Origin of the sequence: Rhodococcus sp. WB1 (assembly GCF_001700945.1) — a bacterium.
Classification (GTDB): Bacteria; Actinomycetota; Actinomycetes; order Mycobacteriales; family Mycobacteriaceae; genus Rhodococcus; species Rhodococcus aetherivorans.
Genome location: NZ_CP015530.1, coordinates 99,710 through 120,798, shown reverse-complemented (window position 1 = coordinate 120,798; position 21,089 = coordinate 99,710). Strand labels below are relative to the sequence as shown.

The 21,089-nt window shown below is 69.0% G+C and carries 19 protein-coding genes; 16 read left to right on the top strand and 3 right to left on the bottom strand.

The features are described from left to right. The first annotated feature begins 535 nt into the window (after positions 1–535). Both A4U64_RS27060 and A4U64_RS27055 read left to right on the top strand, forming a co-directional pair. A complete protein-coding gene (locus tag A4U64_RS27060) occupies positions 536–1,894 on the top strand; it encodes a cytochrome P450 (protein WP_065923667.1) in 1,359 nt (452 codons plus the stop codon). A gap of 89 nt (positions 1,895–1,983) precedes the next feature. Continuing rightward, positions 1,984–2,982 (top strand): GAF domain-containing protein, encoded by a 999-nt coding sequence (locus A4U64_RS27055; RefSeq protein WP_198163458.1) that lies wholly within the window; start codon positions 1,984–1,986, stop codon positions 2,980–2,982. A 28-nt stretch (positions 2,983–3,010) separates the two neighbouring features. Here A4U64_RS27055 and A4U64_RS27050 read toward each other — a convergent pair whose 3' ends face one another. The 3 genes from A4U64_RS27050 to A4U64_RS27045 all read right to left on the bottom strand — a co-directional run bounded on the left by A4U64_RS27050 (position 3,011) and on the right by A4U64_RS27045 (position 5,949). Next, positions 3,011–4,813: a hypothetical protein gene (locus tag A4U64_RS27050; protein WP_065923746.1), complete on the bottom strand. Its 1,803-nt coding sequence runs from the start codon at positions 4,811–4,813 to the stop codon at positions 3,011–3,013. Between the two features lie 303 nt (positions 4,814–5,116). After that, on the bottom strand, positions 5,117–5,323 hold the full coding sequence (locus tag A4U64_RS28390; RefSeq protein WP_139311051.1) for a toxin-antitoxin system: 207 nt from the start codon (positions 5,321–5,323) through the stop codon (positions 5,117–5,119). Positions 5,324–5,490: 167 nt separating this feature from the next. Next, positions 5,491–5,949 (bottom strand): helix-turn-helix transcriptional regulator, encoded by a 459-nt coding sequence (locus tag A4U64_RS27045; RefSeq protein ID WP_065923666.1) that lies wholly within the window; start codon positions 5,947–5,949, stop codon positions 5,491–5,493. 905 nt (positions 5,950–6,854) lie between these two features. On the opposite strand from A4U64_RS27045, the gene A4U64_RS27040 reads away from it, so the two are divergent. From A4U64_RS27040 to A4U64_RS26975, 14 genes are all read left to right on the top strand, one after another. Next, positions 6,855–8,483 carry a cutinase family protein gene (locus A4U64_RS27040; protein ID WP_065923665.1) on the top strand — a complete coding sequence of 543 codons (1,629 nt, stop codon included), beginning with the start codon at positions 6,855–6,857 and terminating at the stop codon, positions 8,481–8,483. An 80-nt stretch (positions 8,484–8,563) separates the two neighbouring features. Continuing rightward, the gene (locus A4U64_RS27035; RefSeq protein WP_065923745.1) at positions 8,564–9,643 is read left to right on the top strand and encodes an insoluble domain protein; all 1,080 of its coding nucleotides are present in this window, start codon (positions 8,564–8,566) and stop codon (positions 9,641–9,643) included. Positions 9,644–9,746: 103 nt separating this feature from the next. Further along, positions 9,747–10,817: a hypothetical protein gene (locus A4U64_RS27030; protein WP_065923664.1), complete on the top strand. Its 1,071-nt coding sequence runs from the start codon at positions 9,747–9,749 to the stop codon at positions 10,815–10,817. Next, positions 10,814–11,587 carry a hypothetical protein gene (locus A4U64_RS27025; protein ID WP_065923663.1) on the top strand — a complete coding sequence of 258 codons (774 nt, stop codon included), beginning with the start codon at positions 10,814–10,816 and terminating at the stop codon, positions 11,585–11,587. The genes A4U64_RS27030 and A4U64_RS27025 overlap by 4 nt, the downstream gene beginning before the upstream one ends. Continuing rightward, positions 11,584–12,156: a hypothetical protein gene (locus A4U64_RS27020; protein WP_065923662.1), complete on the top strand. Its 573-nt coding sequence runs from the start codon at positions 11,584–11,586 to the stop codon at positions 12,154–12,156. The genes A4U64_RS27025 and A4U64_RS27020 overlap by 4 nt, the downstream gene beginning before the upstream one ends. A gap of 28 nt (positions 12,157–12,184) precedes the next feature. Next, the gene (locus A4U64_RS27015) at positions 12,185–12,478 is read left to right on the top strand and encodes a hypothetical protein (RefSeq protein ID WP_065923661.1); all 294 of its coding nucleotides are present in this window, start codon (positions 12,185–12,187) and stop codon (positions 12,476–12,478) included. A gap of 13 nt (positions 12,479–12,491) precedes the next feature. Then, the gene (locus tag A4U64_RS27010; protein ID WP_065923660.1) at positions 12,492–12,857 is read left to right on the top strand and encodes a hypothetical protein; all 366 of its coding nucleotides are present in this window, start codon (positions 12,492–12,494) and stop codon (positions 12,855–12,857) included. After that, entirely contained in the window at positions 12,854–13,456 is a 603-nt protein-coding gene (locus A4U64_RS27005) for a hypothetical protein (RefSeq protein WP_065923659.1), read from the top strand. Before A4U64_RS27010 ends, A4U64_RS27005 begins: the two co-directional genes overlap by 4 nt. Then, on the top strand, positions 13,453–14,301 hold the full coding sequence (locus A4U64_RS27000) for a hypothetical protein (RefSeq protein ID WP_065923658.1): 849 nt from the start codon (positions 13,453–13,455) through the stop codon (positions 14,299–14,301). The genes A4U64_RS27005 and A4U64_RS27000 overlap by 4 nt, the downstream gene beginning before the upstream one ends. After that, positions 14,292–15,854 (top strand): hypothetical protein, encoded by a 1,563-nt coding sequence (locus A4U64_RS26995; RefSeq protein ID WP_232334232.1) that lies wholly within the window; start codon positions 14,292–14,294, stop codon positions 15,852–15,854. Before A4U64_RS27000 ends, A4U64_RS26995 begins: the two co-directional genes overlap by 10 nt. Then, positions 15,851–17,356, top strand: a complete 1,506-nt coding sequence (locus tag A4U64_RS26990) for an SCO6880 family protein (RefSeq protein WP_065923656.1) — start codon at positions 15,851–15,853, stop codon at positions 17,354–17,356. The genes A4U64_RS26995 and A4U64_RS26990 overlap by 4 nt, the downstream gene beginning before the upstream one ends. A gap of 19 nt (positions 17,357–17,375) precedes the next feature. Beyond that, complete coding sequence (locus A4U64_RS26985; protein ID WP_065923655.1) at positions 17,376–19,139, top strand: ATP-binding protein; 1,764 nt, start codon at positions 17,376–17,378, stop codon at positions 19,137–19,139. After that, complete coding sequence (locus A4U64_RS26980; RefSeq protein WP_065923654.1) at positions 19,136–19,450, top strand: hypothetical protein; 315 nt, start codon at positions 19,136–19,138, stop codon at positions 19,448–19,450. Before A4U64_RS26985 ends, A4U64_RS26980 begins: the two co-directional genes overlap by 4 nt. Continuing rightward, positions 19,447–21,078, top strand: coding sequence for a M23 family metallopeptidase (locus A4U64_RS26975; protein WP_065923653.1), 1,632 nt, complete (start codon positions 19,447–19,449; stop codon positions 21,076–21,078). Before A4U64_RS26980 ends, A4U64_RS26975 begins: the two co-directional genes overlap by 4 nt. Positions 21,079–21,089: the final 11 nt, after the last annotated feature.

Below are 21,089 nucleotides of genomic sequence, written 5' to 3'. Positions count from 1 at the left end.
GCGCTGCTTGCACCGTTGTAGCGGAGCAACGTTCCAATGCTGCAACGTTCCAACGCTGCAACGTTCCATCGCCAGGGCGTTGTAGCTCTGCAACGCTTCAAGATCGTAGCGCTCTGACGCTCAGCCATGGTAACGGTATGACGTGACAACGTTCTAGCGTCTGGACGTTATAGCGCTACAACTAGGATGTCCGCCCTATAGGGGCGCATCGCCGGCGTTACGCTCCGACGTTCAAGCGCTATAGCGGCTCCGCCCCACCCGCGCCTGGTGCAACGACGTTGTAGCGCTATAACTAGTAGATGCGGGACGCCTCCGCTGAGCGAGCCGTCGTTCAGCGGCAGTGCTTCAACGGGAGGTGGAACCGCCACGAACCCTCATCACCCGACTTGGCCGTAGCCGTCGCTTCCTCCCGTCATACCAGCCGACCGATTCTGCGATCGGCACAGCGGTGCGGCAGACTCCGGTCATGACTTCTACGGGGGAGCAAGCTTCAAATGATGTCCGCGTCGAAGCTGAGACCGGGCGGGGAGAAGCGATGCCGCATCCGTCGTGGCGATTGCCGTTCCTCGGAGATGTACTGCGCCTGGATCCTCGGCGGCCGGTACAGCGTGAGGCGCAGTTCGTCCGGGAGCTCGGGGATGTGTTCGAGATCGACATCGCCGGCAAGAAGGTGGTTGTCGTCGGGGGCGGGGACGCGGCCGCGGAAGTGTTCGAGGAGGCCCGATTCGCCAAGGCAGTCGTCCCACCGGTGAGCAATCTGCGCGAGCTGGCCGGGGACGGATTGTTCACCGCGTTCAACAGTGAGCCGGCGTGGGCGCAGGCACACAACGTGCTGATGCCGGCGTTCAGCCAATCCTCGATGCGCAGCTATCACGAGGTGATGCTCGAGTGCGTCGACGGGCTCTGCGGCTACTGGGCTGCTCAGGCCACTCAGGGTCCGGTGGACGTCTCCTCGGATATGAATCGCCTGACGTTGGAGGTCATCGGACGCACCGGGTTCGGGTACAGCTTCGACTCGTTCTCCGCCGGTCGGCATCCGTTCGTCGAGTCGATGACGCGGGCGCTGTCGTTCGTGTCGCAGTCGGCGAACGATCTGCCGGTCATCCGGGAGATCCTCGGATGGAAGGCGCTGCGTCAACACCCGAAGGACATTGCGCTGATGCAGCGCACCGTCGACGAGGTGATCGCGGCACGCCGACACGGACAGTCACCGCGCCAGGACGACCTGCTGCAGCGGATGCTGGAGCACCCCGACCCGCAGACCGGGGAACTGCTGACGGATCAGAGCATCCGCAATCAGGTGCTGACCTTCCTGGTGGCCGGGCACGAGACGACGGCAGGCCTGCTGTCGTTCGCACTGCACTACCTGTCGTTGCATCCCGAGATGGTCGAGCAAGCGCGGTCGGAGATTGTCCAGGTGCGCGACGGCAGCGGCCCGCTCCGGTTCGAACAGGTGGCGAAGCTGCGCTATGTGCGCCGCCTCGTCGACGAGACACTGCGGCTGTGGCCGTCCGGCCCGGCGTTCTTCCGCAAGGCCCGCACGGACACGACGTTGGCCGGCTACCCGGTGCGCAAGGGACAGACGGTTCTGGTGGTGTTGCTGGCGTTGCACCGCGATCCGACGCTGTGGGGCGAGGACACCGAGGTCTTCGACCCGGACCGGTTCCTGCCTGCGGCCGTGCGTGCCCGCCCGGCCCACGCCTACAAACCGTTCGGGGTAGGGGCTCGGGCCTGCATCGGCCGGCAGTTCGCGTTGCACGAGGCGGTCCTGGCGCTGGCGGAGATACTCACCCGTTTCGAGGTCGCGCCCGTGCCGGGGTATGAGCTGTCGGTGGCCGAGTTGCTGACGATCCGGCCCGAAGGCTTGCGGATGGCGCTACACGTCCGAGCGTGACCATCGATCCCGCTTAACGGTCGAACAGTCGGTTTTCGCTACACTGCCTCCCCGCATCGAGATCAGGTCGAGACAGAGGGGGGTCTTCGATGGGTTCGTGGCATTTGATCGAAACGCTCGTGGAGGGTGTTGCGACGCTGGTGGCCTCGGATGGCGAAGCGAAGGAGATGACTTCGCTCCGCCGGAAGGTCTCGCCCGCACCGGACATCCCGGTGGAGCCGATCGTGGAGTACGTCCGGGAAGTGCGTAAACCGTTCGATCGGGTGCTGTCGTCGAAGAAGATGCGGCAGTCGTGGCGGTTCTATGCCTGGCCGATCATCGGCCCGTTCGGCGATGTGCACGGCATCCATCTGTGGGTGGGAGAGCCGGGAGAGGAGCTGGGAACGCGGCGTCTGACCTCAGGTGTGGCCTGGATGGTCGAGGAAATGTTGATCTATCAGACGTGGGAGTCGGGGGCGATGTCCGGTACGTTGCTCGAAGATTGGCTTCCCACCGCGACCCCTGCCGACTACATCAACCGCGCGATCTGCTTCGAGCACGAGACCGAATTCCTGGATCTGGTGCTCAATCCGCGGTCCGGGGGAGTGCTGAACACGTGGTTCTCGGTTCGGCACGACCACGGCCATGCGATGCAGTGGCAGGTCGTCTTACGCCCCATGGAAGACGCATCCGGTGTCCGAGTGCTGTATCACGACGTGTCCGACGTATATCCGCCGTCGATGCCATCGTTGGCTGCTCTCGGACTGCGTGAAGGATTGTTAGGTGCCGATGTCCATGTCGCGCTGTTCGAGGCCCAGCGAGGCATTATCGCGATGTGGATCGGCCGGGCTCCGGAGTGGGTGGAGTGGCAGTACGCGCATGTCACCGGTCCCGTCGTCCATCCCGAGGATCTGCTGAGTCTGCAAGCGAATGCTCAGAGAGTCGAGAGCGGTGAGGTTCCCCAGGCCGGCGATCTGGTGCGACTGCATGCAGGAGATGGTGACTGGGTCAAGGCCGCGGTGACGTTGCGGCCGTTCCAGTTACCGGACCGGCCGCCTCATGCCGCGCTCCTCCTGGCTCAAATCGCCCGCGTGGACGATTCATACTGATTCGGTCCAAATGGGGAGACAGGGTGTGTCAGGCCGCCTTCCCATCCTGCTGGCCTGAGTTGGTCCTGGGATCACCCTCGGGGGAGCACAGGCGGGTGACCACTGCTCGTGCCGCAGGGTAGTCGGCGCGGCCGGTGTCGGTCACCGGGAATCGGCCGTACCGCAGCCGAGCGGGCGCATCGATCGGAAGGGCGATGGTGAGGGAGACCGTGCGGGGTACACCGGTCTTCTTCCCGCGCCGGCAGCGCCATTCCTGCTCTTCGAGCCACCACCGGTGCAGCTCCCGATCCAGCAGGTGGCGGCGGACCCGCTGGGCTCCGACACCGGCGACTCCGACACGATGAGCCGCGTCATCGAGTTTGTCTCGGAGAGAGGGGATATCGGCTCGCGCCTCGGTGGGCACGCCCAGGCGGGCGAGGGTGGACAGGGCACGAATGACGGTGGCGAGGCTGTAGCCGGTGAGGGCAGCCACCTCTGCGGAATTTCTGCCCGTTCCGGAAATCAAGGGTTTTCCCGAAATCGCAGCCCAGTGAATGCGGGCAGCTGCCCCACCCAGCCCGGACCGGTTCGCCCAGAGATCGTGCGTGTGGTGGTCCAGCAGGGAGGAAGGGTGCCCCGGAGCGGGGGCGGGTAACCCTTGTGTTGCAGCCGGTAGTGATGCCACCGGGTCGGGGAGTTCGAGTTGCCAGGTGGCGGCGCGGGTTCCGCTGCCGGTACGGACACACCGCACCCAGGACTCGTGGGCCAGCACCCGCAGCCGCCGGGAGACGGTGGAGGCGTCGACGGCCGCGGCCTGGGCGAGTCGCCGGCAGTCGATGTCGAGGACGCGGGTGCGGGCGGTGCGGGCGAGCGCGAGGAGGGCGTAGAGGATGCGTTCGTCGCTGGCCCCGCCGGGGCGGGCCCAATGGGCGGGGTCGGCTCCGATGGCGGCCTCGATGCGGTCGAGTTCGTCGTCGACCGGGGCCCGGGTGGTCGGGGGAGCGGGGGCGAAGCCGGCGGCGGTGTCCAGGGCGCGGCGCCATTGCCGGTCGGTGTCGTCGCGGCCGCGGGCGCGGTCCTCGCGCAGACGGACCAGTCCCGGCGCCGTCGCGGCGGCCGCCCGGGCGTCGGCGAGGGTGTGGCCGGCGCGGGCCATACCCAAGAAGATGCTGTGCACGATCGCCGAGCGGTCCGCGCCGGGTGCCGGAACCGCGGCCAGCAGAGCGCGGGTGGTGTCGGTGAGCGGGCGCCGTGGCCGGTCCAGGCGGGGATTGGAGGCCGGATCGACGATGCGCACCGCACCGGGGGGGCGGTGGGGGTCCGGGGCGGCGGAGTGCGGGTGCCGGGCCAGCAACCAGTCCACCACCTCCGGTGCGGTTCCGGTGTCGAGGCGGGCGAGGGCCGCGTCGAGGGCAGCGCCGTGCAGGTGGGGTCGGGACTGCCCGCCGCGGCGGTGCGGTGCCCCGGGCGGGCGGACGGCGCCGGTGGCGGGGTTCGTCAGGGGCGCGGTGTCGAGGCTGGGGTAGTGCTGGCGCAGGGCGTGGGCGAGGCGCCGCACGTCGTCGGCGCTGGCGCCCGGCGCGGCGAGGCGCAGCCAGATGTGCTGGCCGCCGGTGGGCCCGGACCGGGCGCGCAGGTGCGGAACACCGAGTTCCGTCAGGTGCGCGGCCAGCCGGTCGGCATCGGTGCGCGCGATCTCGGGGCCATGGCGCCCGCTGTCGAGGTCGAACGCCAGCAGGCGGTAGCGATGGTTCGCGCCGGCCAGGTAGATCGCCCACGGAAATCCGGGCGCCTGGGCGGGCATGGCCATCGTGGTGGCGTACGTGTGGGTGCGATCCGGGTCGATCCGCACCCGGGCACGCGGCGACCAGCGGCGCGTGCACACGTCGAAAAGGTGACGATTCGGTGAGGTGTCACCAGTGAGAGTGGCGACACGCGCAGCGATCGTTGGCTCTGATTCAGGGCGCGATGTACCCTGAGACCTGTCCGGCAAGACAGTCCCTTCGGGGATATGCGGTACCGAGAACGAGCGCCAACTCGTTCTCGCCAACTTCAGACGAAAGCCCTCGGCCTGCCCGCCGGGGGTTTTCGCATTTCAGTTGTGGTAACCGCTTCGGCTATGTGCTGGTGCGGCGGAGGACTCCGCCGCACTTTTCTATGCGGAGAGCGGCATCGGCATCACTTCCTGGTGGATTTCTCGTACAAGGTCCGGACGGCCGGCGAGGCTGGAGAGAAGGTCCGCTACGTACTGGCTGAGGGAGCTGGCACCGGAATTGGCCGCCATCACTTCCAGCACTTCGCGCACGTCTTCCGGAACGCGGGTTTTCACTTCCTTGCGCGGCCCCTTGCTTGGCGTAGGCATGGTGTCGGCCCTTCCTCGTCACTGCTTCCGAACGCCCTTGATCTTGTCCCAGGTTGGTTCGGAAGAGGAGGAGCGACACGCCCCCAGTTCGCAATAGAAGTCATCCAGTGCAACATCGACCCTCGACCGGTCGAAGCACACATGTGGCGTTATTTTAGTGATGGAATCTACAGACGCCGGATGTACTCCTGGCGTGTCGCACGGTCGCGCTCCCAGACGGCCTTAACGACCGAAGACTTCACCCCATAAAGCTTGGCCATGCCCGCCACCCGATCCTTGTCGTAGTCCTTGCGGCCCTTCTCGATGCGCCCGAGCACGGTGGCCGAAATGCCGAGCTCTCGGGCTGCTTCCGCCTGCGTGAGACCAGCCAGAGCGCGCAAATCGCTGAGCGTCATCCGGCCCTCCTGAATCGGAGCAAGGTCCGGGACAGTAACGCGCAAGACGTCGGCCACGCGCTTCAACAACGGCGGAGTAGGGGCGGCCCGGCCGGTCTCCCAAGCCGAGACGGTCGCTTCCGAGACCTCGGCGGCATCAGCGAGGTCAGCCATCGTCATGTCGAGCGCTTGGCGGTATCTGCGCAGGCGAGCGCCACTGAAGCCGTGTATGCCGCTTCGAGCCAACTCCACTCCCTGCCCTGGATCCTCCTGTCGCCGCTCATTGTCTCCCCCCTTCCCGTCCCCTCGAACCGCTGGTGTTTAGAATTATATGGTGCTAATCTACGGACTAATTCCAGGACCCGCACTGAAGATGCTGCGCTGAGGAGGGGAGGGGCCTGCCGTGTTGCACAAACGCGCCGCTCTTGCTTACGATCCGCTCGCGCCCCTTCCGGGGGTTTCCCGAGGTCTGTCGTGGTCGGCCTCGGACGTAGCACTGACGCGATTGCGGAGCTCTACCCAGAGCCAGCTACGGAACCCCGGGGAATCAACTTGCGCGTACCACCGAGTGCCGAACACCTACGCCCAACACTCAGTGAAGGGTGCCATCGGTCGTACCCGCTCCCGAACTGTGGCCGGCGCCCCCTCGCGCCGCGTCCACTGCGCCCGCTGGCCCCAGGTCGTCGCTGCTCCGTCGACCTGGGGCCAACGGCCCCGCTCAACTCCAAAAACCCGGAGGGCAGTCAAGCCCTCGTCGTCCCCCTGTTCGCGAACAGCGACGTCGTGCCCAGTACCAGCAAAGGCTGCATAAGTTCCTGGCCAGCGCCAATCCTGTGGCGAATGGGTCTCTCACGTGAGCCCGTCCACGCACACGAGTCCGCGCAGTCGTTGCGTCGAGTGCCCATCGCGACTGTCGAAGAGGTCCAGGCGAAGGCGACCGATCCGGGCCCGTCAACCCGGAACACGGCCTGGCCATCCCAACGACAGCGCGCAAATGTGTCCCCGAGCCGAATCAATTGCGTTCTCCGAAGGCGGTTTTGCACCGTATCGGGCTATCGACACTCCCGTCTCGGAACAAACAGGGGGGACTGCTGGCATCGGGAAACGGCTGTTCGGGAGGGAGAGAAATGAAATGTTCGGGCAAGAGAGTCCTGGCGATGACCGTCACCACGGCTGCGGTCATGGCTGGTGTGGGTGGTCTGGTCCCGGTGCATGCGCAGACGCATTGGCTGGACGGGCTGGTCGATGGGTGCCCGGATCTGTATGTGCTCGGGATGCAGGGCACGACGGAGTCTTCGCCGGATGCGCCGGTGAAGGTCGATACCGGGATGCTCTCGAAGATCATGGGGCCGATGCTCGACCAGGCCCGTGAGCTGGGCGCGAGCGTCGATCGCGCCTACGTCCCGTATCCGGGTTCGTTCGGCGGCCTCACCCCCGGTGGTAGCCGGTCGTACGTCGCCTCCGTCACCGAGGGGGAGGAGAACCTGTCCCTGGCGGCGAAGAAGGTGCTCGAGCAGTGTCCGTCGGCCAAGCTCGCCGTGGTCGGCTACTCCCAGGGCGCTCACGCCACCTCGAACTTCCTGCGCTCGGTCGGCAAGGGCACCGGAGCGGTTCCGGCCGGCTCGATCGCGGCCGGTGCGCTGTTCGGCTCTCCGACCCGCAGCGCCGGCTCCGGCCTGTTCCCCGGCACCACGCAGAGCGCCCCGTCGCCGGTTCCCGGCACCACGGGCGAGACGGTCAAGGCGCTGTCGTCGGTGGCGTTCACCGCCCCGCCAGGCGGCGGCATCGGCCCCGTCGCTGATCTGACCGAGGACTACGGCAGCCTCTCGGGTCGGGTGTCGTCCTGGTGCCAGACCGGGGATCTGGCGTGCGACGCCCCGGCGAACGCCCCGATCGTGCGGGCGGTGACCAATGTCGCCGGGCAGGTCGAGGTCGGCGGTGATCCGTTCGTCGCCGTCGCCACGGTCGGCCGGGCACTGGCCTCGACGGCGTTCACCACCGCCGTCGACGTGGTCAACCAGGACATTGCGGCTCCGAAGAACGCCCTCGACGCGGTGTCGATCCAGCCGAAGAAGACGATCTCGCAGCGGTTGGCCGAAGCCTCCGATCCGCGGGCGACACCCCCGACCGGGCAGGACGTGACCGCGGCGTTGATGAAGGTCGGCCTGATCGGCCTCAACGCCGCCGTCACGGTCGCCAAGAAGGTACTCACCCCGGAGACGATCGCCGCGGTCGCAGCGGTCGGGCTGGCCAACCCGGCCGCAGCCTTCGGGGTGCTCGCCGCCAAGACGGTCGGTGTGCTGCCCGAGCTGGTTCCGCCGGCGACCTCGCAGCGGCTCGTGCGGCAGGCGTTCCAGGTCGTGGCGAACGAGATCGCGGCCAACCGGGATGCCTTCGACCTGGTGGCGATGACGACGGTGCGCAACGTCGCCGCCGAGCACGGCTCCTACGGGTCGGTCCCGGCCACCGCCAGTGGGCAGGCCTCGACACGATTCGTCGCGTCCTGGCTCGCTGCGGTGGCAGCCGACCTCGACGCCGCCGCCTCCTCCACGTCCATGTCCACGTCCGCGACCACGGCGAAGACGGTGACCTCCACGTCGACGGCTCCCACCACCTCGGCCACCACCACGACGCGGCCGATGACCACCTCCGAGACCGTCTCGACCACGCCGTCGCAGACGGTCACCTCCACCACCTCGGAACCGGCTGTGACCACGACGCATGTGGTCGAGGCGGGACCGACGGTGCTCGAGCAGGGCGGCGACTCGGCCGCCGCACTCAACTGATTCCACGCCCCGACACACACGAGAGAGAAGCGATCATGAGCAAATATCGCAGGGCTTCGCGGATCGCCAGGGTGAGCGTCGTGCCCGCCACGGCCGTGGCGATCGTGGCAGGGGGCACCGGTCTGGCCTCGGCCGCTCCGGTCGAGCTGCCCTCGCAGGGCGGGGTGACCACCCCGGCCCCGTCCACCCAGGGCGGCACCACCAGCGCCCCGAAGCCGGCCCCGGCTCCTCCGGCCCAGCAGATCTACTGGACCCCGCCTCCGGCGCAGCAGCGTCAGTACGCGCCGCTGCCGGACTACAACTACGACACGAACCGTTACGAGCGGCAAAGCGCCCCGCCGCCGATCGACCCGCTGGCGCTGCGGGCGCCGCAGCCGGTCACCCCGGAGCCGATCTACCTCGCTCCGCCCGAGAAGATCATGATCGGCGATATCCACGTCAACCAGCCGAACTGGGTCACCGACGACGACCGCGAACGCACCAACAACACCGCCGGTCTGATCCGCTCCGAGGTCGCCACGTTCTACACCTCGGTCGGCATCGATGCCAGCCGCGCCGATCGGGTCGCTGCTGCGCAGATCGGTGCGACGGTGGCCGGTGCCGCAGCCGGGGCTGCGGCCGGGGCGGTTCCCGGCGCCCTGATCGGCGGCACCCTCGGCGGTCTCACCGGGGCTGCGGCCGGGGGTGTGGTGCCGCTGCCGATCCCGGTGCTGCCCGCGGTGACCACCGGCGTGGCCGGGACCGCGGCGGGCGCAGCGATCGGCGCTGCGGTCGGCGCGGTCCCCGGCGCGGTGGTCGGCGGGGCGGCCGGTCTGGCGGCCGGGACCGCCTTCGGTGCCGGGGACGACGAAGGCCAGCCCATCGAGGTACAGCTGCCGGATGTGCACCAGGACGCGCTCACCGAGCAGACCGATTCCACGGTCGAGCGGTGGCAGTCCTCCGGCCCGGTCGGGCAGGCCGCGGCCGACGCCGTGGGCAGCGTCGTGACCACCGCTCCGCAGGTCGATGCGCAGGTCCGTGAGTGGGTGAAGGTCCAGCCCGGTGGTGAAGGGGTCGTCGCGGGGGCGGACACGGTGCTGACCACGTTCTTCGACGGTTCGGCCGGCACTGCCGCCGAGATGATCTCGTCCGCGGCCGCGGACGGCATCAACCCGGCCTGACCTGCCCGAACAGCTCGCCGGTGGGGGCGGGTGGCCCCGCCCCCACCACCCGACGACGGAGGATGCATTGTCGACCGGCAATCGAGGACACCTCTTCCCGGATGTGACCGAGCGGTACGGGCCGGAGCCGACTGCGAGCGACGAACGAGAGACCGGATCGGTGCACTTCCCGATCCCCGAGGAGACCATCGACAGCGCTACGGTCGAGGCGGTGGAGCTCGAGCCGGTCGATGCTGCCTCCGCCCCCGATTCGTCCGGTGCCGACGATGATGCGGTCATCCAGACCGACCTGGAACCGATCGTGGAGGCCGATACCGCGATCCTGGCCGCACCTGCTGCGGCCCAGGACCCTTACATTTCCGCCGACCACGATGCTCCCGCGGCGACCGGCTACGCCGATCCCGCTGCTCACCACGACGATCCGGCCTCAGCAGAGGATCCGTATGCCACGGCCCCGGAGTGGGTCCGCGCCCACATCCCGCGAGGGCCGCTGGTGATGCCCGAACGCACCCGCGGGGGCATCAAATCCGCGCTCGGTCGTGCCCGACCTGCTCGGCCGGCCCCGGCGCAACCGGTCGACGAGACCGCGGCCGTGGTGGTCACCGACACCACTCCCGCGGCCGCGACGGTCCGCCCCGATCGATCCCGCACCTGGATGCTCGTCGGCGGCGGTGTCGCGGTGCTGGCGGTGGTCTCCGCGGTGGTGGTCACCGCGATGACGGGCACCACCGACGAACCGCAGGTGCCGCCGCTGCCCTCGCCGACGGTGGTGTCCTCGTCCACCACCACGACCTCCACGACCGCATCCGCGACCCCAGGGTGGTGCGCCCCGGTCACCGAGTCGGATCGGGTCGTCGGCAACGGTCCCGGTGGCCGCGATTCCGGCCCTGCGGTGATCCAGGCGTTCGAGTACGCCTACTACGTCGAGCGGGACGGCACGGCCGTCGCGGACCTGATGGTCCTGCCCGGCACCGAGATTCAGTCGTTCATCGACGCTGTGCCGGTCGGGACCGAGCACTGCGTGAGCGTGCTGCCGACCGAGGATCCGAACCGCTGGTCGGTCGATGTGCTGCTGAAGTTCCCGCCCGTGGGAGACGAAGGCATTCACAAGCAGTGGATCACCACCCTGCCCGCCGACGGCGGGTTGAAGATCGCGAACGTGGAGAACCGATGACCAACGTTGTTGCTTTTCGTCGTAGCCCGAAAATCGATCAGCCCGAACACCTCTCGGCCATCGTGGTGGCCGGCTCCAGGGGAGCGGCCGCGACCACCACCTGCTTCGGCCTGGCCACCGCCCTGCGCCTGGGAACCGATGCGCAGGTCGCGGCGATCGACGGCACCTTCGGCGGCGGGAACCTGCTCGACCGCGCCGGGGTCGAACCGATCGATTCTGCGCGGGCGATCCGTCAGCTCGGCTCCCGCATGGCCGTCAGCAGCGCCGGGGCCGTTGTCGTCGGCCACGGCGAATCCTCGGATTCGGTGCTGGTGGACAGTCTGCTCGCCGACCGCAATCTGGCCCGTATCCACGATGTCGGCACCGCCGTGCGGTCACGTCGTCTGGCCCCGCTGATCGAGGCGGGCGCTGCGATCGTCGTCGCCACGGCGCCTCGTGCCGAACCGTTGGCTCGGATGCGTAGCGCACTCGAATGGCTCATCGGCACCTACGGACGCGATGTGCTCCCACGCACGGTGGTGTCGATCTCGCATCAGCTCCCGCAGTGCGTGGTCGATCTGGCCCCGATCCGCGACGCACTGTCCCCGCTGGTCGCCGCGTTCGTGGAAGTGCCCTTCGATGCGACCTTGGCTCGCCCCGGCACCGTCGATCACCGCCGCCTGTCGGTCGCCTCGATCGACGCGTGGACCGACGTGCTCGACGCGTTGGGCCGCATCGAGGCCGGCCGGCACGACACCGACCGCCGGACCGGGGCGGGGGAGCTGGCATGAGCACCCGCGAACACACCAGCGCCGACGCTCGCATCGAGCCGTACCCGGTACCGACTCCCGGACCGGCGGTGTGGCTGCTCGGCGCACACGGTGGGGCCGGGGTCTCCACCCTCGCCCAGTATTGGAGCTTCGCCGAGGACGCGAAGCGCCAATGGCCGTGCGGGAATGCCCGGGAGATCGAATCGCCGTATGTGGTGGTGGTCTGCCGCGACACCATCCCGGGCCTGTCCAGCGCCCACGATCTGATCCTCGAACACCGCAACCGGAATCTGGCGTGCGAGCTGCTCGGCCTGGTCACCGTCGCGCACGCGCCCGGTCCGCCCCCGAAGCAGGTGCGCCAGCTGCGCTCGATCGTCACCGGCGCGGTGGCTGCGCACTGGGCGATCGGCTGGCACCGCTTCCTGGCCTCGGCGGCCCGGTCGAGTCTGCCCACCTGGCGTGCCGTCGACGGCGTGCCGATTCAGCCCAAGGGAGCTGTGATCGCCGTTCCCGAGGACGTGATCGCTGCCGGGGTCGGCGTCGTCACGGCACTCCAATCCGCCCTGCCGACCTTGTGGTCGGGGCAGTAGCCCGCACCTTCGAGCAAAGGACATTTGCATGTTCCAGACCGTCGTGGACACCGCGATTTTCGCGCAAGGCGCCGTGAATTTCGACATCAATCCGGAGGTGCCGCCGGGCGCGAACGGGCTGCTCAAGCTACTGAACTGGCTGCTGTGGGGTGTCACGCTCGCGTGCGTGGCGGCGCTGATCTTCTCGGGCGGGAAGTTCGCGTGGGAGAAGTGGCAGCACGGCTCGGGGGACTCACCGAAGATGCTCGTCGGATCGCTGGTCGGGGCGATCGTCGCCATCTCCGCCAACCAGATCCTCAGTGCCGTCACCAGCGCGGCATAGGGAACGGTGAGCGATGCAGGTGTTCGCACAGGGCGTGGTCAGCCCGCCCCCCGACATCCTCGACGGTCTCCAGACTCTCCTGGGCTACGCGGCCTGGATCGCCTTCGCCCTGTGCGTGGCCAAGGTGATCTTCGTCGGCGCACGCCTGGCCTGGGACCACAAGCACGGCGCTGGCCTCGAAGCCCCCACCGCGGCCGAGTTCGTCGCGGCGAACATCGGCGCGCTCCTCGCCTGCGGTGTGGCCGCGACCCTCGCCACGATCCTGCTGGCCACCGCACACGGGCCCCAGGCCCACCAGCTCGGAGGCGGCCGTTCCCCGACCGTCATCGAACAGCTCCAGCAACAGCAGCAATCCGGCAACGAGGAGAACGAACGATGAGGCGTCGATGGGCGCGGACCGTGGTGGTTGCGGTGGCGCTGGTGGCCGTGAGCTGCGGAGACTCGGAGACGACCGAGACCGCGGTGGCGCTGACCGAGCCGCCGCAGATCGCTCGGTGGGTGACCGTCGGTGGCATCGAGGTGCCGATCGGCACCACCGACGGACCGCGAGGCGGCGAGTGGGAGCCCTTCGCCGGGTTCAGCCACACCCCGCAGGGGGCGGCCCTGGCTGCGATCACCCAGTCGGTGCAGCTGGCCACCGCGTCCGATCGGACCTGGCCGACGATCCTGTCCGGGGTGGCCGCCCCCGGGGAAGGCCGCGACGTCTACGCCGCCCACCGGGCGCTGGTGGAGTTTTCGGGGACCGATCCGGAGATGGTGCCGACCATCGTCGGCTACGCCGTCGCCGACTACAGCGGCACCGCCGCCACCGTCGACGTCGTGCAGCGGTTCTCCGACGACTCGCTCGCCTCTGCGACCACCCAGGTGGTGTGGATCGACGGGGACTGGCGGCTGAACCTGCCCAGCGATACCGCCACGATCACCGCTCTCGACGGCGTGCCGTCGGAGCTGGTCGACCTCGAGGAGACCCGCAAGTGACCGAGCAGAACACCACCGGCCAGACCGAGAAGACGAACACTCCCTCACTCGAGGGCGCCGAGAACGAGCGCGCTTCGGCAGCAACGAAACTCACCATCGGATTGGCGGCAGTGGCCGTCATTGTCGTCGTCGGTCTCGTGGTGAGCATCTTGATGCTCTTCCGAGGAGACGACGCCGAACCGCTGGTCTCGCTCGATCCGGCCACCGACAGCGACGCCACCGCCCAGGTCGAAGACGGGCTGTTCGAGCCGGACCCGGTGCTCGATCGGGTGAACCGGGTGATCTACGTGCCGATCGACCCCAAGGGGGTGATCCTCTCCGACACTCTCGCGAGCACGAACCGGTCAGCTGACCAGGCACCGAGTGGTGTGATGCTCCAACGCATCCACGGCAACATGGATCTTCCGTTCTCCACCTCCGACGGCCCCACCAGGTTCACCGACAACGGTGTCGCTACCGGCTTCTCGCGTACAGCACAGGGAGCGGCGCTGGCGGCTGCGCACTACGGCGGATTCATTGCCTCGGGTGCTGACCGCTTGGAGATGCTCATGGAGGCCGGTCTGCTGTCGGATCCGAATGGGGAAGCCGCCAAGACCGATCTGGGTATCCCGGATAGTTCTCCGGCCTCGGCGTTGCCGATGGTCAAAGTCCTGTTCAACCCGGATCTGACCCTCGTTCAGTTCGGCCGTCCTGTGCAGAAGAACAACGACTCCACCGTGATCTCGTATTCGAAGCTGCCCTTGGTGTGGCGTGAAAGCACAGGCTGGGTTCTCAAGATCGATCCGGTCGGAATGAGCGAAGGCTCTGAACCTGTCGATGCAGCCGGGTGGCTGTCGTGGTGGTGAAGCACCGGGTGCGCGGTGTGGTCGTCGCTCTCCTGGTTCTGCTTGTTGTCCTGCTGGCGTCCGGCGCAGCGTTCGCACAGGAGACGGATTCGACCGGCGGGGAAACGACAGCCGGGTCCGTCACCACATCGGAGATGAGCGAGGAAGACTCGGGATCCGGCGGTGGGGAAGTCCTCAGTGGGTTGGCTATGTGTGCGTCACCCCTGGGGTCGGGGACATCGGAACTGACCTCATGGCTCAGTGACGCTGTGGGGGTCGATCTGCCGAGCTGTAAAGACGGGGTGACCGACGCTTTCGATGCAGGCGTTACCAAGGCCGAGAACAAAATCGAGGACATGGCGGCGGGCGCGGTCGAGAAGACCGCGCTGTGGATCGGCAATGCCGGTGTCGCGGTGCTGAAGTTCGCTCTCGGGTGGTGGATCACCGGCACCGAGATGGACGGGGACACCTTCCAGGACACGGTCGCCACGGTCAACGACTACACCTTCTACATCCAGGTCGCGGCCTTGTCGTTGTCGCTGATCCTGCTCGGCGGCCGTCTGGCGCTGGCCCGATCCGGGGCGATCCGCGACACCTCGGAAGAGGGCCTGAAACAACTGGCCCGCGCTGCGGTGCTCGCCGGGGGAGCCACGACGATGATCGTGCTCGGCACCCGCCTGGCCGATCAGATTTCGGCGTGGTTCATGGACAGCGCGGTCGGCTCCGATCCGTCCCGCCTGGCCGAAGCGATGGTCTCGATCTACCTGTACTCGGGTCCGGCCGGCGTCGGTTTGCTGTTCCTGATCGGCCTCATCGGAATGCTCGGCGGCTTGGTGATGGCGTTTTTGATGCTGCTGCGCACCGGCATCCTGGTGCTCATGGCCGCGGCACTGCCGATCGCGGGCGCGGCCGGGGGCACGAAGGTCGGCAGCCAGGCATTCGAGAAGATGCTGGCCTGGACGATCGCGTTCCTGCTGGTCAAACCGGTCGGGGCGTTCGTGATCGGGGTCTCGGCGATCCTGTTCCTCGAGGCCACCCCCACGATCACCGATCCCGAGAACGGGGACGGGTTCATGGCCCTGTCCGGGGTCATCACCTTGTGCGCCGCGGCCCTGGTGCTCCCGGCGCTGATGCGGCTGATCGTGCCGAACGTCGGCGCTCTCGGTGGCGGCGGCAGCGGCATGGCGGCCGCGGCCGGTGCGGCGGGGGTCGGCGCGAAGGTCGGTGGGATGATCGCCACCGGCGGTGCCAGTGGCGCAGCGTCCGGAGCGGCGACCACGTCGTCGGCGAGCATGGGCACCCCGCCCAGCGGCGCACAGACCGGCGGCGCACCGTCCGGTTTCGGTGCGGCAGGCGGGGGACCGGCCGGCAACCGGCAGGGCACCCCCTCCGCGGGTGGTGCGTCTGAGCAGGGCAACTCCTCGGGCACTCCCGGTGGTGGCGGTGCGAGCGGTCAGCCCGGCGGCAACACCTCCGGCACTCCCGGCGGCAGGTCCTCCGGTGATGCGGCGGCCGCAGCTGTGGTGGCGTCCGGTGCCGGTCGGCAGTTCCACCGAGGGGGCTTCGAGCAGTGAGCGACGAGAAGACCTACCACACCTACGGCAACTGGCGCCGGCCTCGGGAGACCGGCATTCTCGGTGCCACTTTCGGCACCTCGATCGCCGCGATCGCCGCGGCGGCCCTGGTCATCATCACGGGCCTGTTCTTCGGCCTGAAGGTCACCGTGCTGCTGGCGATCCCGCTGATCGCCTGCTTCATCCCCCTGGTCATCTCCCGTGACGGGCGTTCCGGTTACGAAAGGGCACTGATGCGAGTCCAGTTCCGGCGCGGCCGCCGTCGCGGTGAGCACACCTACGCCTCGGGCACGTTCTCCCGTGTCCCGGGGCGTGCCTATCGGCTGCCGGGTGTGCTCGCCGACACCGAGCTCTACGAGGGGATCGACTCCGACGGGCGCACCTTCGGGATGATCCACATGCCCAGCCGCAGCGCCTACACGGTCGTGTTCGACGCCTACCCGCAGGGCGCGGAGGCCGTCGATCAGGACGTGATCGATCACTACGTCGGCAACTGGGCGCAGTTCCTGTCCGCGGCGGGGGAGACCTCGGACATCCTCGCGGTGGTCACCACCGTCGAAACCCTGCCCGAGACCGGCATCGAGCTGTACGAGACGGTGCACCAGAACACCCGCGCCGACGCCCCGCAGCTCGCCCGTGATGCGGCCTACCAGCTCGCCACCGGACTGACCACCGGCGGCATCCGCCTCGCAGCGAGGATCGCGATCACCTTCGAGGCCAAGACCGCCGAACGCAGGCAGGACCCCTCCGAGCAGGCCGTCGAGCTCGGCCGCCGCCTGCCCGCCCTGACCGCGGCCGCGGCACGGGCCGGGGTGCCGTGCTCGCCGATGGACGCCGACGAGGTCATGGCGTTCGTGCGCCGCTCCTACGACCCGGCCTCGCTCGTCGATGTCGAGGCCGGCCTGCACTCCGGCGACGGCACCGGCTTGACCTGGGCGGACTGCGGCCCGCGCACCGCTCTGGAAAGCGGCGACGGGGGCAAGTACGTCCACGACGGTGCGGTGTCGGTGACCTGGGAGATGCGCGAGGCGCCCAAGGGCGCGGTGACCGAACGGGTACTCGGGCGCCTGCTGGCGCCGAACGATGCGGTGCCGCTCAAGCGGGTGTCGGTGCTCTACCGGCCGCATTCGGCCGGCGATGCCACCGACATCGCCGACCGCGACTACCGCAACGCGATCGCCGAGGCCCACGGCGGCTCGCTCAAGAACGGCTCGATCGCCTCGGCGAAGTCGCAGATCGAGGTCGCCGCGACCGCGCAGGCCCGGATGGAGCAGGCCCGCGGTGCGGGCATGGTGCGCTTCGGGGTGCTGGTGACCGTCACCGAACCGGCCGGCAGCTCGGACGTGCCGAAGATCGACGCCCTGGTCGAGGACCTCTCGCGTCAGAGCCGCCTGACGATCCGCCGCTCCTGGTGCTGGCAGGCCGCGGCGTTCGCGGCCTGTCTCGGTGTCGGGGTCATCGCCCCGGACCACACCACCATTCCCAGCTTCCTCGGCAATTGACACGCAAAGGGCTATAGGCATGAGTGCACGCAACGCCACGAGATCGTCGCGGCTGCGCACAGCGGAGAAGATCGCCGAGACTCTGCTGTCGGACGAGGAGCTCTCCCGCCTCGAAGAGCAGGCCGCCACCGCAACCGGGCTCAAGAAGGCATGGAAGAAAAGCTTGGTCACCCGCCAGTACAGTCGCCGGGCGACGGTGGAGCGGTTGACCCGGATCAGCTCGGACGGCTTCGACCGCCAGGTCGCCGATCTCGACGCCCGCGGGTTCGACGGGGCCGGTGGGGGCCGGATGTCCACGGTGATGCCCCCGGTCGAATACCGGGGCACCTCGGTCCAGGTCGCCGGGATCTACCCGTGGATCGTCGGGGCGAAGGCCCCGCTGCTGGGCACCCCGCTGGGCCGGCACCTGACCACCGGCGCGGCGGTCGGGTTCGATCCGCTCTACGCCTGGAAGATGAAGGCGATCACCGCCCCGTCGTGTTTCATCTGTGCCCTCAACGGCTTCGGCAAATCCACGCTGCTGCGCCGGATCGCCCTCGGCGACATCGCCCGCGGCACGTTGGTGCTGGTGCCCGGTGACGTCAAGCCGGACCTGCGGGTGCTCGCCGAGCAGGTCGGCGGGCAGGTCAGCGAGGTCGGCTACGGCACCGGCGCGATCAACCCGCTGGGCCGCGGCCCGATCGGCGACGCGATCGTGAGCCTGCCCGCAGGCTCGCTCGAGCGGGAGAAGGCCGAGTTCGCGTTGCACGCCCGCCAGCTCAACATGCTCTGCGCCCTGCTCGAGATCGTCCGCCGCGGCCCGCTGCAGGACTTCGAGGAAACCCTGCTCGCCTCGGCGATCCGGCTGCTCTACGCACCCGGCTCGCAGTTCACCAACAATCACGCGGCCCGGATCGAGGACCTGCTGACGCTGATCTCGACCGGCCCCGACGAGCTGCTCGAAGACGCGGTGGCCGACACCGCCGAGGAATACCGCGGCCAGATCAAACCGCTGCTGCGCTCGCTGCGGGCCTTGGTCAAGGGCCGGTTCGGGGAGACCTTCAACCGGCACAGCACCGTGCGGATCGACATCACCAAACCGATGGTCGATTTGGACATGTCCTCCGTCCCGCCGGGGGACGAGTTGATGCGGGCTGCGGTGCTGCTGGCGGGGTGGAACGAAGCGTTCGCGGCGGTGGAGGCGGCGCACATCCTGGCCGACAACAAGGTGCCGGGCGCGAAGTCGATCGCGGCGCACATCATCTTGGACGAGGTGTGGCAGGTGATCCAGACCGGCAGCTCGGCGGTGGCCCGGTTGGATGCGGTGCAGCGGTTGCAGCGGTCGATGGGTGTGGCGATGACACTGGTCACGCACTCGCTGGCGGACTTCGAGAAGGTCGGGGCGTTGGGCATGATCGAACGCTCCCGCGCCCGGATCGTCGGCCCGGTCCCCGACGCCGAACTCGACCGCCTCGCCCACTTCATGAAGTTCTCCCGCGCAGAACGCGCGATGGTCACCGGCTGGGCCAACGACACCACCAACTCGGTGGAGGAGAAGAAGGCGCTGCGCCAAGCCCGCCGCAAGGCGACCCTCGGCGCGGCCGCCGACGATCCCGGCGTGGCGGACAGCACGCGCACCGCGGCTGGTGTCGGGCATTTCCTGCTCAAGCTCGGCGAAGGCGCGACACCGGGCACCCCGTTCAAGGTGTGGGTGCCCCCGGCGGAAAAGGATTCCGGGATTCACGACACCGATGCCCGTCTGCGGGCCGCCGACGAAGACCGGGGCACGGAGTGTGCGGCATGAGCCGGCGTCAGCGTCCCGGCCGCCGCCGGTACACCGTGGTCGACGAGCGCACCCGTGAGGCCGCGATCGAGGCGGTCCTTCAGCGCATGCAGGCCGGGGACAGCTTCACCGCCGCCACGCGAGCTGCCGCGGCGCAGCTCGAGGTGGCCGAGACGACGGTGCGGGGCTGGGTCACCCGCTCCGGCCGGCGCCCCCGCCGCACCGAACGCGAGGTCGCCGCCCTGGAAGCGGAACTGGCGCTGGCGCAGGAGCTCAACCGGGCGTTGGCGCGCACGCACGGGGCCGTGATCGAGGGTCTGAGTCTGCGGTGACAGGCAAGGGGGGCACCGGGCTGATCGCGCTGATCCTGGCGCTTACGCTCGTTCCGTTCTTCCTGCTCCTCGTGCTGGTGATGGGGATTGCGGACGAGCAGGACCGTCAGGCGGGCACGACGTGCCTCGGCCCCGGTAGTGGTCTCGGGTCCGGGGACCGGCTCGCCCCGGCGGGCTCGTTCGTCAAGCCGGTCGATCCCTCCGCGGTCACCGTCACCTCCGGGTTCGGTGAGCGGTGGGGGACCCGGCATCGGGGCATCGACCTGGCCGGCGCCGTCGGCACCCCCATCTACGCCTCCGCGGACGCGGTGGTGCGCCATGCCGGTCCCGCCTCCGGGTTCGGGCAGTGGGTGGTGCTCGACCATGTGCAGGGTGGGCAGTTGGTGTCCACCGTGTACGGGCACATCGACACCTACACCGTCGCCGTCGGTGAGCAGGTCCGCGCCGGTCAGCAGATCGCCACCCTCGGCAACCGCGGGGAATCGACCGGCCCGCACCTGCACTGGGAACTCTGGCCCGGCGGCTGGGGCACCGAAGCGGTGGACCCGCTGCCCTACTACGATTCCGCCCCCGCACCGGGACAGTCCTCGGCCGGGCCGACCACCCCGGTGCCGCCGGCCCCGTCCCAGGGGAGCTTGGCGCAGCCGTTGCCGCCGTCGGCCGGCTCCGAGCAGGGCCTGCAGGTCGATGCGAAAAAGGTCGCTCGGGCGATGCACCGGAAGTTCGGCGACCGGATCGCGGGCCTCGGCGGCTGGCGCCCAAGCGGCGGTTACGCCACCGATCACACCGAAGGCCGGGCCATCGATGTGATGATCGGCAACTACCGCTCCGGCGAGGGGGTGGCGCTCGGGGACGAGATCACCGACTACATCCTGGCCAACGCGGAGTTCTTCGACGTCGAGTACGTGATCTGGCGGCAGACCTACTACCCCGTCGGCGGCACCCCGAGCCTGATGGAGGACCGCGGCTCGGAAACCCAGAACCACTACGACCACGTGCACATCAGCGTCCGGGGTCAGGGCACCGACGAGAGGGTGGTGTCGTGGGGATCGCTGCCCGGCGGCAGCGGCAACGCCACCGCCGCGGCGGCGGACTGCCTCATCTCCGGTGAGGGGCTGGGCGACCGGCTCGCCGACGGCACGGTCCCGCCGGAGTTCGCGGTGTGGCTCGAGCGGGCCGGGTCGATCTGCCCGCAGATCACACCGTCGCTGCTCGCCGCGCAACTCGCCGCCGAGAACGGCTTCCGCCACGGCGACACCGCCCCGGTGTCGGTGACCGGGGCGAGGGGACCGGCGCAGTTCATGCCCGGCACCTGGGCCGGTTACGGCCGGGACTACGACGGCGACGGCCGGGTCGATGTGAACAGCATCGGCGATGCGGTGATGGCGCAGGGCCACTACATGTGCACCATCGCCGAGGCGATCGACGGCGCGATCGCGGACGGCACGGTGGCCGCGCCGAACGGGCGCACCGAGCTGTATCTGGCCGGCTACAACGCCGGCGAAGGCGCGGTCCTGGCCTCCGGGGGGTTCCCGATCGGGCACCCCGACTACGTGGTGCAGACCCGCCCCTACGCCGACACGATCATCGCCACCGAGCCCCGGTACCGAGCGATGGGCAACCAGTGAAAAGGGGTAAG

Excerpts from the sequence above, each read along its gene's own strand:
- A4U64_RS27060 (WP_065923667.1), top strand. The coding sequence starts at position 536 with ATGCCGCATCCGTCGTGGCGATTGCCGTTCCTCGGAGATGTACTGCGC.
- A4U64_RS27015 (WP_065923661.1), top strand. The coding sequence starts at position 12,185 with ATGTTCCAGACCGTCGTGGACACCGCGATTTTCGCGCAAGGCGCCGTG.
- A4U64_RS27020 (WP_065923662.1), top strand. The coding sequence starts at position 11,584 with ATGAGCACCCGCGAACACACCAGCGCCGACGCTCGCATCGAGCCGTAC.
- A4U64_RS28390 (WP_139311051.1), bottom strand. The coding sequence starts at position 5,323 with ATGCCTACGCCAAGCAAGGGGCCGCGCAAGGAAGTGAAAACCCGCGTT.
- A4U64_RS27025 (WP_065923663.1), top strand. The coding sequence starts at position 10,814 with ATGACCAACGTTGTTGCTTTTCGTCGTAGCCCGAAAATCGATCAGCCC.
- A4U64_RS27055 (WP_198163458.1), top strand. The coding sequence starts at position 1,984 with ATGGGTTCGTGGCATTTGATCGAAACGCTCGTGGAGGGTGTTGCGACG.
- A4U64_RS26980 (WP_065923654.1), top strand. The coding sequence starts at position 19,136 with ATGAGCCGGCGTCAGCGTCCCGGCCGCCGCCGGTACACCGTGGTCGAC.
- A4U64_RS26985 (WP_065923655.1), top strand. The coding sequence starts at position 17,376 with ATGAGTGCACGCAACGCCACGAGATCGTCGCGGCTGCGCACAGCGGAG.
- A4U64_RS27005 (WP_065923659.1), top strand. The coding sequence starts at position 12,854 with ATGAGGCGTCGATGGGCGCGGACCGTGGTGGTTGCGGTGGCGCTGGTG.
- A4U64_RS27010 (WP_065923660.1), top strand. The coding sequence starts at position 12,492 with ATGCAGGTGTTCGCACAGGGCGTGGTCAGCCCGCCCCCCGACATCCTC.
- A4U64_RS27040 (WP_065923665.1), top strand. The coding sequence starts at position 6,855 with ATGACCGTCACCACGGCTGCGGTCATGGCTGGTGTGGGTGGTCTGGTC.